This is a genomic window from Yinghuangia sp. YIM S09857, from assembly GCF_051388915.1.
Lineage (GTDB): Bacteria > Actinomycetota > Actinomycetes > Streptomycetales > Streptomycetaceae > Yinghuangia.
Genome location: NZ_JBPKBH010000017.1, coordinates 49,634 through 62,356 on the forward strand (window position 1 = coordinate 49,634; position 12,723 = coordinate 62,356).

The following is a 12,723-nucleotide window of genomic DNA, read 5'->3' on the forward strand; positions in this document are numbered from 1 at the left end:
CCGCGCAGCCGAGTTGTCCGCCGACCTGTCACAGGGGCCCGGGCCGACGCCGGACGGGGGACTGCCCGAGCTCAAGGGCATGCACGCGCGCCTGGACGAGCTGATGACCCGCGTGCAGGAGACCGGCGCCGAACTCAAGGGCTTCGCACCGCTGCTGGTCGACTTTCCGGCCGACCTCGACGACGGTACCCCCGTCCACCTGTGCTGGCTGGAAGGCGACCGCGAACTCGCCTGGTACCACCGGCAGGACCTCGGGTTCCCGGGCCGCCGCCCGCTGCCCTGACGCGCGCTCAGCCGCCTGCCCGGCCGCCTGCCGCGGTCCGCCAACTCGGCGTTCCCCCGAGCGGATCAACGACTTGATCCGCCGTCCGCCACGGCAACAGAGTGGACCCATGAGCATCATCCCCACCGTCGACCTCACCGAGTGGCGCACCGGGGGCCCGGGCGTACGCCGCGGCATCGCCGCCGACGTCGACGCGGCGCTGCGTACTGCCGGATTTCTGCTCGCGACCGGGCACGGCGTTGCCGCGGACGAGCGCGCGGCGATCCGCCGAGCGGCCCGCGGGTTCTTCCACCTGCCCGCCGAGACCAAACAGGCGTACGCCGTCAAGGTGGGGGACCGCGGTTGGCTCGGCCCCGGCGCCGAGGCCAACGCCTATGCGGAGGGCGGCGAGAGCCCGCCGGACATGAAGGAGTCGTTCTCGTTCGTGTCCGACGAGCCCACCGGGGATCCGGTGGTGGACGCGGAGTGGTTTCGTCCCAACGTGTGGCCTGCCGAGGTACCGGAGTTGCGGGCGCCCGTCGAGTCGTACCTGCGCCGGATGCGCGCGCTGTCCGACCAACTTCTGGAACTCCTGGGCGTGGTGCTCTGCGACGACGAGGGGTTCTTCACCCGGCACACCGCGCACCCGACGTGGGGCTTCAACATCAACTGGTACCCGGGGACCGGACGCGTCGGACCGGCCGTGCCAGGGCAGTTCCGCATCGGCCCGCACACCGACTTCGGCACGGTCACGGTGCTGGACCGCGAGCCGGGGAGCGGCGGTCTCCAGGTCTACACGGACGAACACGGCTGGCAGGACGCGCCGTACGACGCGGCCGCGTTCACCGTGAACGTCGGCGACCTGATGGCCCGTTGGACCGACGGCCGCTGGCGCTCCGGCCGCCACCGCGTCCTCCCGCCGCCGGAGCACGCCCCCGACGAGGAACTGATGTCCCTGGTCTACTTCTACGACTGCGACCCGGGGACCGACGTCCGCGGCATCGACTCGCACGCTTACCTGCGGTCCCAGTTGAATGCCATCAGCACGGAGTGAACGGCCCTGGGGGACGGGGTAGTCAGCCGATTGCTTCCCGCTCTTGTATGCGAGTACGGTCCTGCCTCGCCGGCAGTCTCTCGCCTCGCCCTGCCTCCGTCCGCGCGAGGTCTCCCCGGCTGGAGCCCGAGCCGGAGCCGGGGGCGGAGTCCGAGCCCGAGCCCAAGCCGGAGCCGGAGCCGGAGTCCGAGCCGGAGCGTTCGCCGGAGCCGGAGCCGAGCCCGCTCATGGGGATCACCCCAACCCTCTTGCCGCCGCCCCCGACCCCTCTGGCAGAGTTCCGCCGGGGCGTGATCATGGGTTGGGGGTTGCGGTGGGGCGGTTTTGGCGTGACACGATCGGCACCGACGAGTTCTGGGCGCGCTTCGAGCTTGCGGATCGGCTTGAGGACGACGGCCGATATCCGGAACTCCTGGCCCTGACCGACCAGTTGCTGGTGGACTGCACGGCCTTCATGCCTCCGTTCGGCGAGCACCTGAGCCGCGTGCACCGCCATCGCCTGGTCGCCCTCGGCGAGTTGGGCCGCGGGCAGGAGGCGTGGGCGCATTTTGGCGTCGTCCTACCGCAGTTCCTGGCCGCGCCACAGGCCGGCGACTCCGTACGCGTCCTGCGCCACGCCATGGGCGGCATTCTGCTGCGCCTGGGCCACGACGGGCCGGCCCAGGAACTGTTCGCCCTCGCCCTCACTGACTGCCAGGCCACCGCATCGCCCGCAGACGTCATGGACCTGGAAACCCTCATTTTGGCAAGTGAGGTCAACGCCGGTCGGTACGCCGAGGCTGAACGGCGCCTGGACGCCCTCGCCTCACGCCTCGCCGTCGCGCAGATCCCCGAGGAGCAACGAGCCCGCCTGCGCGCGGTCGTGCCGTGGTTGGGAGTGGTCGTCCGCAATGGGCAGGAGCGGTTCAGCGACGCAGAGCGGATGAGCGTGCAGGCGGTGGCGGCATGCGTCGCGTTCGAAGGACCCGGTGGGGAGATGGGCCGCGGTGCCCGCCTCGCCCGGGCCCGTGCACTGGTGGGACTGGGCCGCGCACACGAGGCAGAGACCGAGTGTCGCATGGTCCTCGACCACGAAATCGACGTCGACGAGCCCGCGTTCGGCGCGCAGTTGTGCGTGCTCCGTACGGTCCTCGGCCGCGCGTTCACCGTGCAGCGCCGCCACGACCAGGCCGTCGCGGACCTCGACGCGGCCGTGGCGGACGGGTGCCGTTCGCTCGGCGCGAGCGACCCGCTCACCCTCGACGCGGTCCTCGCGCTGGTGGCCGCCCGCCGAGCCCGCGGCGGTGCCGACGATGCGGACGAGGCGCTGCGGCTCCTGGAGACGGCCGTACGCGAGGGTGAAGCGGGCCCCGACTCCGGCCACCCGCTGGTCCGTGAGGCGCGCGAACAGCTAGCCGAATTGACGTCGCGGGCCGAGGCGGAGGCCGCCGCCCCGCAGCGGGCACCGGAACGGCCGTGGAAGGCCCGCGTACAACCGGGCCTCCGCCCGTGCTGGGACTGCGGCGGCACCATCTGGCACGACCACAAGTGACCGCACCCAGGTAGACCACAGACGCAGCCCGCGCAAGCAGCCACCCACGCGGCCCACCCACCATGCGACCCCCACTCACGCGAACCCCGCTCACGCGGCACCCACCCACGTGGCCACCACTCACGCGAACCCCACCCACGCGGCACCCACCTCCGTGGCCACCAGGCGGCATGCCCACTTGGCCCGTGCACGTACCCGCACGCACGGTCGCGGCGTCCGCCGTGCGCCCTGCCTGCGGCGCCCCCGCGCGTGCCGCGGCACCCACCCACGCGGCTCACGTGTGACTCGCCGGAGGCTCCCGCCCGGATGCCCTGCCCGCGGAGCCCACCCGCGTCCCACCCACATCACCACGTCCACTACCCCCCAACCATCGTGGGGCGTTGCAGAGTTCGGCCCTCTCCTTCTAACATTCCGACCCTTGGTATGTATCTGGAGGTCGGCATGGCCCGCGTGCATGATGTCGTCGTCGTAGGGGCGCGTGTGGCCGGCGCCGCCACGGCCATGCTGCTCGCTCGCCGGGGGCTGGACGTCCTACTCCTCGACCGCGCCGGGTTCCCGAGCGACACCGTCTCGTCGCACCAAGTCCAGTTGCCGGGCGTCGCGTTGCTCAACCGGTGGGGGCTGCTCGACAGCGTCCGCGACGCCGGTACGCCACCCACCCGGCAGATCCGCTTCGACTCCGGCGGGACGGTCGTCACCGGCGCCTTCGCCGCCCACGACGGCGTCGACGCGCTCTACAGCCCGCGCCGCACGGTCCTGGACCACATCCTGCTGGACGCGGCCCGCGCCGCGGGGGCCGAGGTTCGCGAACGCACCCGCGTCGACGAACTCCTCTGGGACGACCGACGCGTCGTCGGCGTCCGGACGCGCGGGCGCGACGGTCGAAGCGTGGACGAACGGGCGCGGTTCGTGGTCGGCGCCGACGGCAAGCACTCCTCGGTCGCCGAGGCGGTGGACGCACCGGTCTACCGCGAGAGCGCGCCGCGAGCGTTCGCCTGCTACGGCTACTGGGCCGGACTCGACATGACGCACGGCGAGGTATACCAGCGCCCCGGCCGCGCCGTCGCCGTGTTCCCCACCAACGACGACCTGACGATGGTTTACATGTCCGCCCCGCTGCGTGAGTTCGAAAAGTTCCGAACCGGTATCGAGCGCAACTACCTCGCCACGATGTCCCGTTGCGGTGATCTCGGGCAGCGCCTCGCCGCGGCGACCCGCGTCGAGCGGCTCCGCACCACGCCGGACCAGCCGAACCGGTTCCGGAAGCCGTACGGCAACGGGTGGGCCCTCGTCGGCGATGCGGGGGTGGTCATGGACTCCGTGTCGGCGCAGGGCATCAGCAACGCGCTACGCGACGCGGCGGCGGTGTCCGAGGCGCTGGCCGCCGAACTCGACGGCCACGAGGGTGAGTTGTCCGCGTACCACGCCCGGCGCGACCAGTCGCTCACCGCGATGTACGACTTCACGCTCGGCCTGGCCACCCACGCCCACGGGTGGCGGGAACAGCTCTTCCTGCGGCTGTTGGCCCGCCGCCCCGACGAAGTCCCGGGATTCCTGGCGGCGTTCGCCGGGGTCACGGCACCTGACGCCTACTTCGGCGCACGCACGGTCGCCGGATTGCTGGTCCCGCAGTGCGGCCGAACCGTCGCCATCGCCTAGTCGGCCAGCAGGCGCTTCTGGACCTTTCCCATGGCGTTGCGCGGGAGTTCGTTCCGGATCAGCACGCGGCGCGGACGCTTGTGGATCGAGAGTGAGCGGGCCACGAAGTCCGTGAGTTCGGGGCCGGTGACCCCGTCCGCGACGACGAAGGCGACGATCTCCTGGCCCAGGTCCGCGTGGGGGACGCCGACGACCGCGGCCTCGCGTACCGCCGGATGGGCCAGCAGGGCGCCCTCGACCTCGCCCGCGCCGACGCGGTAGCCGCCGCTCTTGATGAGGTCGGTGGACGCGCGGCCCACGATGCGGTGCCACCCGTCCGGCGCGATCACGGCGACGTCGCCGGTGCGGAACCAGCCGTCGGGGGTGAGCGATTCGGCCGTAGCGTCCGGGCGGTTGAGGTAGCCGTCGAACAACGTCGGTCCCTGGACCTGGAGTTCACCGACGGTCTCGCCGTCGTGCGGGACGGGGGTGCCGTCGTCGCCGACGAGGCGGGTCGCGACGCCGTCCAGGGGCGTGCCGACCCATCCGGCGCGGCGGTCGCCTCCGGCGCGGGCGCTGACGGTGATCAGCGTCTCGGTCATGCCGTACCGCTCCGCGGCGCGGTGGCCGGTGAGGGCGGCGAGGCGGTCGAACACCGGTACGGGGAGCGGCGCGCTACCGGAGACGAGCAGTCGGGCGGAGGTCAACTCCCTTGCCGCGGCCGGATCTTCGGTGACGCGCGACCACACCGTGGGCACGCCGAAGTAGAGCGAGCCGCGGGCCTTCGCGTACGCGGCGGGGGTCGGCCGTCCGGTGTGTACGAGCCGCGAGCCGGTCCGCAGCGCGCCCAGCACGCCGAGGACGAGGCCGTGGACGTGGAACAGCGGCAGACCGTGCACGAGCACGTCGTCGGGCGTCCAGGCCCAGGCGGACGCCAACGCGTCGAGGTCGGCGGCGAGTGCGGCGTGCGAGAGGAGCACACCCTTCGGGGCGCCGGTCGTACCGCTGGTGTAGAGCGTGAGCGCGACCGCGTCGGGAGCCGGCTCGCGGAATGTCGCTGCCGAACGCCACGCGAGGTCGACCGGCACGACGGGCAGGCCGACCTCCTCGGCCGTCCACGCCCCGGCACCGCCGGGCTCCAGCAGCAGTGCCGCGCCGGAGTCGCCGAGGATGTGCCCGCGCTCCAACGGCCCCGAGTCCGGCGGCACCGGCACGACCGGGACCCCGGCCGCGAGCCCGCCCAACGTCGCCGCGACCGTGCCGAGGGATGCGGTGGCCCGCACGGCCACCGCCTGCGCCCCCGCGATCCGCTCCGCAACCCCCGCCGCCAACGCGAACAACTCCGCGCGGCTCAGCGCAACGCCGTCGACAACCACCGCATCCGGCCGATCAGGCACCGCAAAAGCGTCCGAAACAAGCGGCGCCACACCAGACCTCCGACCCAGAACCCAACCCGGCCACCAACCCCGCCGATGCTAATGGACCCACCCGCCCCCACCCCGAACCCCGTCCCGGGCGCCACCGCTCCCAACCGCGATCGGATCCTGCCTGTCACCCGGTTGCGGCGGGCCGCGACGGTGGCTGCGGCGCGACGTCCACGGCGAGTTGTGGGCGTGAGCGAGCGGGCGCGTAGCTGTGGGGTCTGCGCGCCGAGGTGTATGCGGGGTGTGGACTGGTCCGACCGGCCACCCTCACGCACCGGCGCATGGCGAGTCTGTGCCGTGGCGTGTGCGCGGTGGTGCGGTGACCGGCCACCCTCACACGCTGGCGTATGGCGAGTCTGTGCCGTGGCGTGTGCGCGGTCATGCGGAGGGCGCGTGGGCGTGCTCGTCGTCGCGGGGGAAGAAGGGCAGGTCCAGGTGGATTTCGTCGGCCGCGGAGAGGATTTCCTCGGCGTCGTCCACCGGCGGGTGGATGGCCTCGTTGATGAGCCGTTTGATGTGCTCGCCGTCCTCGCCCGAGGCCATGACCCGGCGGTCCCAGCCCCGGGTGAACACCGCGCCGGCGGCCCCCAGGTCGAGGCAGGTGACGTACGGGCCGGGCGTGAACTCGCGCGCGGGCAGGCCCAGCAGGTCCGCGGCCGCGTTGTAGCCGGCCACCCGGCCCATCGGCGTGGCGTGCTGGCACGCCTGCATGACCACGTGGTCGGCGTCGTACGCCGCCAGCGCCGCGTCTCCCGCGACGAACACGTCGGGCAGTGCGCGCAGGTGCTCGTCGACGGGTACCCGTCCCAGGTGGTCGAGGTTCTCGCTGATCTGCCGGGTGAGCCCGCTCGCCCGCAGCCCCACGCACCAGACCACCGCGTCGGCCTCGACCCTGGTGCCGTCCGAGAGGACGGCGTACCCGTCGCCCACCTCCGTGAGCGTGGTGCCGAGCCGGCACCGGACGTCCAGTTCGGCCAGCGCCGCTTCGATCTCCGGGCGGGGGCCGGGCCCGAGTTGGGCGCCGACCGTATCGGCCTGGTCCACCAGCACCACCCGGCCCCGGGCGGCCAGCGCCGTGGCCGCTTCCAGACCGACGAATCCCGCCCCCACGACCACGGTGTTGCAGGACTCCCGCCCGCGCAGGTGCTCGGCCAGGCGCCGGGCCCCGTGCAGCGTGTCGATGTCGTGCAGCAGCTCGGCGCCGGGCAGTCCACGTGGCCGGACGAGCTTGCTGCCCGAGGCCAGCACCAGGCGGTCGTAGCCGATCTCCCGCCCCTGGACGGCGACGGTGCGGCGGTCGGTGTCGACGGTGCCCACCAACCCGCGCACGTGCTCGACGCCGATCGGGCCCAGGACCCGGCGCAGTTCGACCTTGGCGAGGTCCGGCTCCGGCTCGTACAGGCGCGGCCGCAGCACCATGTGCTCCTCGGGCGCCACCAGCGTGATGCGCACGTCCGCGTCCTTGCGTGCCGACTCCGTGTCCCTGCGTACCAGCTCCGCGTCCTTGCGTGCCAGTGCGGCTCCCGCCGCGGCCCACACGCCCGCGAAGCCGCCTCCGACGACCACTACATGCGACATTGCGCGTCCCTTCCGATCCGCCTCCGGTTGTCGGAGGTTCGGCAGGGAGACAAGACGGCCGACTCAAATGTGACCGAGGGAGGCCAGCTTTTCGGGATTGGCCAGTCTCCTGAACGTCGTGACGCGCCCGCGCACGATCTCGACGGTGTCGAGCCAGACCAGTCGCCCGTCCCGCCAAGTCGCCATCGCCGGTGCCCCGTTCACATCGACAAGACGGCAGGTGACCGAGTGTCCGAAGCGCAGCGACCCGAGCAGCAGCCCGGCGATGCGCGCGGCCCCCCGGACCGGGCGGCGGGCCGCGACGGCCTTTCCGCCGCCGTCGCCGACGTACACGGCCTCGGGGTGCAGCAACGCGACGAGCCCGGCCAGATCCCCCGCCTCGACCGCCGCCTTGAACGCCCTGAGCACGCGTTCGGCTTCGGCCCTCGCCGCCTGCGGTGGGACCTCCGCCGCGGCGACGCGGGCCCGTGCGCGGGAGGCCAGCTTGCGGCTCGCCGCCGGCGTCCGGCCGAGCACCTCGGCGATGCGGTCGAACGGGAAGTCGAAGACGTCGTGGAGGATCAGCGCCACCCGTTCGGCCGGGGCCAGCGCTTCCATGACGACCAGCATGGCCGTGCCCACCGACTCGTCCAGCAGCACCTGGTCGGCGGCGTCCGGCCCGGTCGGCAAGGGCTCGGGCAGCCAGGGCCCGATGTACGTCTCCCGGCGCACGCGCGCCGACCCGAGGACGTTGTACGACGTCCGCGCCGCCAACGTGACCAGCCACGCCCGCAGGTCGCGCACGTCGGCGAGGTCGGCGGCCGCGGCCCGCACCCAGACGTCCTGGACGACGTCCTCGGCGTCGGACACCGTGCCGAGGATGCGGTAGGCCGCCCCGAAGACCGCCGTCCGGTGTGCGTCCCAAACGGCGTCGGTCAGGGCGGCTGTCCGCTCCACGGTTCTCACCTGTGCCCCGGACCGGAGGCCCGTTCCACCACCGTGCTCGCGCTCGCGCTCACAGGGTCAGGACCACCTTGCCCGGCACGCCGCGCCGCTTCGCGTCGAACGCCTCCGCCGCGGATTCCAGGGGGTACGTCGCCCCGACGTGCACCCGCAGACTGCCCTCGTCGACGCGCCGTACCAGTTCGGCGAGTTGTGCCCCGTCCGGTTCGACGATGAAGAACACTCCGCGAACGCCGTCCGGTGTCACCGGCGGTGCCGTGATGGAGACCACGGTGCCGCCGGGCGCGACGAGCGCGGCCGACCGCGCCGACACGTCGCCGCCGACGGTGTCGAAGACCAGGTCCACCGGCGCCCCGACGGCGTCCTCGACCGCCTGGCCCTCCAGGTCGACGAACTCGTGCGCGCCCAGGTCCAGCGCGAGCCGGGCGGCCCGGGCGCGACCGGTGCCGATGACGTGGGCACCGGCTTCGCGGGCGAGCTGCACCGCCAGCGACCCGGTCGCGCCGCCGGCGCCGTGCACGACGACCCGCTGCCCGCTCCGCAGACCGCCGTGCCGGAAGAGGCCCTGGAGGGACGTGAGCCCCGCGATGGGCAGCGCCGCGGCCGTGGTGAAGTCGATCGAGTCCGGCAGCACGGCCAGGTTTCGCGCCTCCACCGCGACGTATTCGGCCGCCGCGCCGTCGCGGTGCCAGTCGCCCAGGCCGACGACCCGGTCGCCGACGGCGAAACCGGTGCTGCCGTACGGCGTCTCGGCCACCGTTCCGGCGATTTCGTGCGCCGGTGTCGACGGCGTGCGGTCGCGCCCGGCCCGGTCGACCCAGGTACTCGGCCAGCTCAGCTCGTCGGGGACGAACCCCGCGGCGCCGACCCGCACCACCACGTCGCCCGTCCCCGCGAACGGCTCCGGGGCGTCCTCGTGGACGAGGTTGTGGTGGTCGCCCGCGGCGTGGATGCGTACTGCCTTCATAGCGCTTGCTCCTTGTTCTGTGCCGTGTCGCGTGGGTGCGCGTATGAACGACGAAACGGGGGCCCTCGGATGTGACAACGCCGCGTCACCGCCCGCCCGGGGACGCGCACGGCGGCGCGGGGCGCGGCGCACGGCGGATCAGTCGCCTGCCGCCGGGTCGGGGGTGCTTTCCGGGAAGGCGTCGAGGCGGTTCGACGTGTCCAGGGGCTGACGCGTCGGCAGTGCGGGGTCGTCGTTGCTCTGCCGCGCTACGTCGCGGCAGCGGAGAAAGCGCACGTCGCCGCGGGCGAGTCCGTGTTCGATCAGGCGGCGCAGGGCCACCGCGCGCGAGGGGCGGCCGGACAGGAACGGATGGTTCGTGAGGTTGAACAGGCAGCCGTACTCCGCCATCGCGTCCAATTCGTCGGTCCACATCTCCAGGACCTTGCGCGGGGATTCGATGATCGACCCGACGTGCGGGGCGGGCAGGAAGGCGTACTGCTCCCAGTCGTCGAGGGACCAGTGCACCGGGAGTTCGGTCACCGGTCCGCGTGCCGTGGACACGCGGTACGGGCGGTCGTCGCCCATGAGGGACGAGTCGTAGAGGAGGCCGTACTCCGCCACGAGTTCGGCGGTCCGGGCGGTGGCCTCCCAGTTCGCCGCACGGTGCCCGGAGATTTCGATGCCCTGTGCCGCGAACACGTCCATCGCGCGTGCGAAGTCGGCGTCCTCGGCGCCGGGCGGCAGGGTCGTGGGCGGTCGATGGCTGTAGGAGTGGTGGGCGACCTCGTGGCCCCGCTCGACGATGCCGGCGGCCAGCCCGGGACGCGACTCCGCGACCCAGCCGGGGACGAAGAAGGTCGCGGGCACACCGAGATCGTCGAGGAGGTCGAGGATCCGCGGCACGCCGACGTCGGGGCCGTACGCCTGGTGCGACATTGTCGAGGCGTGCGCCGCATGGCCGCGTCCGTGGGCGAGGACCGGCGCCTCGGCGTCCACGTCGAATGTCAGGGTCGCCACGACGGCCGCGCCGTCCCTCCACGTCTTGCTCATGAGACCTCGTCGGCTGTCCGGATCGGCCGACCGGGAGTCGGCCGACTGGGGTGGTGGGTGCCGCGGAGCGAACGCCGTCCGGGACGGCCGGCGGCGAACGGCCGTCCCGGACACCGGCGTCGGGTCACGCGGCGCGCCGCCGGTCCCGCCACTGCCGGGCGTTCTCCAGGTTGGCCATGGGTTGGAGGATGCCATGGTCGAACGGTTCCAGCGGCGCACCCGAGGCGACACGGTGTGGCAGATCCGGGTTGGCGAGTGCGCCGCGGCCGAGCGACAGCACGTCGGCGTGGCCGCCCTCCAGCAGGCTGCGGGCCTGGTCGAGATCGTGCATGCCGCCGTTGGCGATGACCGGCAGCCCCGTCACGCGCCGGGCCAGTGCGGTGATGGTCTCGCCGCCGTCGAGCGTGGCGGTCTCGATCCAGTCGCGTCCCTCGCTGGCGACGTGCAGGTAGGACGCCCCGGCGCCGGCGACGGCGCGGAAGATCGCCTCGGCTTCCTCCGCCCCCGCCCAGCGGTGCGCGAAGTCGTTGACCTTGGTCTGGGAGAGCCGGACACCGACCACGAAGTCCGGACCGAGAGTGACGCGGACGCGGCTGACCGCCGCCGTGATCAGCCGGACCCTGTTCGCGAGGGGACCGCCGTACTCGTCGTCGCGCAGGTTCGTGTAGCCGGTGAGGAACTGGTCGAAGAGGTAGCCGTTGGCGGCGTGGATCTCGACGCCCTGGAAGCCGGCCGTGCGTGCGTTCACCGCGGCGGCGGTCACACCCTGGAGCGCGTCCTCGATGTCCTCGGAGGTCATCGCGCGGGGGATCGGCCACGCGCCGGAACCTCCGTACTCCTCCATCATCTTTCCGCGCGGCTGCACCGCCGAGGGGCCCACCGTGCCGGGCCGGTGCGGGTTGCCCTGGGACAGGGCGCCGGCGTGCATGATCTGGAGGACGATCGGGGAGCCGGCCGCGTTCACCCGGGCGGTGATCTCCGCCCAGGCGGTGACGTGCGCGTCCGAGACGATGCCCGGCTGGTTGCGGTACCCCTGGCTGTACAGCGCGTCGGTGTAGGTGCCTTCGGTGATCACCAGCCCGAAGCCGCCCTCGGCGAACGCCGCGTAGTACCGCCCCATCTCCGCGGTCGGAACGCCGTCGGCGCCCGCGGAGACGCGGGACATCGGAGCCACCGCGAGACGGTTGGCGAGGCCGAGGTGGGAGAGGGAGGTGGGGCCGAGTGCCGGGTGGCTGTCCGGTGTCGGCGTCGGTGCGGCTGCGGGGCGGTGCGTCATGGTGGTCGTCCGATCGGAGGAAGGCGTTTTGCTGACAGGGGAGTTCGTGGGTTCGGCGGGGTCCTCGGGGGCGGGCGACACGCGGAGGGACAACGGGGTCGGCTGCCCGCTGTTGATGTCGACCAGGTCCTGCGGACAGGCCGAGACCACGACCACGCAGTCCATGAGCGCCTCGAAGGTGATGCTGTCGCCGGGCTCGGTCGAGGCGCTCATCCAGTCCAGCCGGGCGTTGCCACGGACCGGGATGTCCATGAACACGTTCACGGGTTGCGGTACGCACGGCGCGGTGAGCCCCAAGGCGGACAACGCCTGCCGCATGTTGTCGGCGCAGGACGCGTGGTCGGGCGCGGCGCCGAGGGCGGCGTAGCGGGCGGCGTCGCACGCGGCGATCAGCATGTCGTGGCGGTTCGGCGAGTCGTCCTCGACCAGGCGGAGAATCGGTCGCCGCCGGTTGGTCACGAAGTCTTCTCCGACCGCGGGGAAGAGCCGGCTCACGTGCGCACGGGTGTGCGAGGCGCTCAGGTACTCGTCGGAGCCGTCGTCGGCGAAGGCGAACAAGTCGCCCACCTGCTGCCCTTCGAGGTCCACCACCTGGAGGCGCTGTCCCGCCGCGACGCGCACGGCGCGGCCCTCGCGGGCCGGGACGTCGACGTGGAGGTCGACGTGGGGGTGGGGGGTGAATTCCATGGCTCGACTTCAGCACGGACTCCCGGGAGGCATAAGTGGATGATCATCCACTGGATTCCGGGATCGAGTGTGCTTATCTCCTTCCTGGGGTGTTGAGGAGAACGCCGCGACGAGCGCACGCGCATACGCGTCCGCTGCCCGCGATGCGACCGCGCCGCCGTCCGCGGTGAGGGCGACGCGCACCGTTCGCCGGTCCGCGCTGCCGGACGTGCAGCGAATGAGCGCCCTGTCCGCCAGGCGCGCCGCGAGACGACTGACCGTGCTCTGGTCCAGGCCGAGTCCGTGGGTGAGGTCCCGCATGCGGGCGTGGGGGGGGGGGGGGGGGGGGGGGG

10 protein-coding genes are annotated in these 12,723 nt (G+C 72.9%); 4 read left to right on the top strand and 6 right to left on the bottom strand.

Annotated elements, in window-relative coordinates; all coding sequences use genetic code 11:
* From ACRX5S_RS29590 to ACRX5S_RS29605, 4 genes are all read left to right on the top strand, one after another.
* Positions 1–283: DUF2203 domain-containing protein (locus tag ACRX5S_RS29590; protein WP_436776210.1), on the top strand; the 283-nt coding region annotated here is incomplete at its 5' end.
* A 109-nt stretch (positions 284–392) separates the two neighbouring features.
* Positions 393–1,316, top strand: a complete 924-nt coding sequence (locus ACRX5S_RS29595) for an isopenicillin N synthase family dioxygenase (RefSeq protein WP_436776211.1) — start codon at positions 393–395, stop codon at positions 1,314–1,316.
* Positions 1,317–1,629: 313 nt separating this feature from the next.
* Positions 1,630–2,847 carry a hypothetical protein gene (locus ACRX5S_RS29600; RefSeq protein ID WP_436776212.1) on the top strand — a complete coding sequence of 406 codons (1,218 nt, stop codon included), beginning with the start codon at positions 1,630–1,632 and terminating at the stop codon, positions 2,845–2,847.
* 423 nt (positions 2,848–3,270) lie between these two features.
* A complete protein-coding gene (locus ACRX5S_RS29605; RefSeq protein WP_436776213.1) occupies positions 3,271–4,506 on the top strand; it encodes an NAD(P)/FAD-dependent oxidoreductase in 1,236 nt (411 codons plus the stop codon).
* On the opposite strand, the gene ACRX5S_RS29610 is transcribed toward ACRX5S_RS29605, so the two are convergent.
* From ACRX5S_RS29610 to ACRX5S_RS29635, 6 genes are all read right to left on the bottom strand, one after another.
* Complete coding sequence (locus ACRX5S_RS29610; protein ID WP_436776214.1) at positions 4,503–5,882, bottom strand: acyl-CoA synthetase; 1,380 nt, start codon at positions 5,880–5,882, stop codon at positions 4,503–4,505. The two genes, ACRX5S_RS29605 and ACRX5S_RS29610, sit on opposite strands and share 4 nt — an antisense overlap.
* Positions 5,883–6,287: 405 nt before the next feature.
* The gene (locus ACRX5S_RS29615; RefSeq protein WP_436776215.1) at positions 6,288–7,487 is read right to left on the bottom strand and encodes an NAD(P)/FAD-dependent oxidoreductase; all 1,200 of its coding nucleotides are present in this window, start codon (positions 7,485–7,487) and stop codon (positions 6,288–6,290) included.
* Positions 7,488–7,550: 63 nt separating this feature from the next.
* Positions 7,551–8,423 carry an RNA polymerase sigma factor SigJ gene (gene sigJ, locus ACRX5S_RS29620; protein ID WP_436776216.1) on the bottom strand — a complete coding sequence of 291 codons (873 nt, stop codon included), beginning with the start codon at positions 8,421–8,423 and terminating at the stop codon, positions 7,551–7,553.
* A gap of 58 nt (positions 8,424–8,481) precedes the next feature.
* Positions 8,482–9,396, bottom strand: a complete 915-nt coding sequence (locus tag ACRX5S_RS29625) for an NADP-dependent oxidoreductase (protein ID WP_436776217.1) — start codon at positions 9,394–9,396, stop codon at positions 8,482–8,484.
* Positions 9,397–9,534: 138 nt separating this feature from the next.
* The gene (locus ACRX5S_RS29630; RefSeq protein WP_436776218.1) at positions 9,535–10,428 is read right to left on the bottom strand and encodes a polysaccharide deacetylase family protein; all 894 of its coding nucleotides are present in this window, start codon (positions 10,426–10,428) and stop codon (positions 9,535–9,537) included.
* A gap of 124 nt (positions 10,429–10,552) precedes the next feature.
* Positions 10,553–12,391, bottom strand: a complete 1,839-nt coding sequence (locus ACRX5S_RS29635; protein ID WP_436776219.1) for a DUF1989 domain-containing protein — start codon at positions 12,389–12,391, stop codon at positions 10,553–10,555.
* Positions 12,392–12,723: the final 332 nt, after the last annotated feature.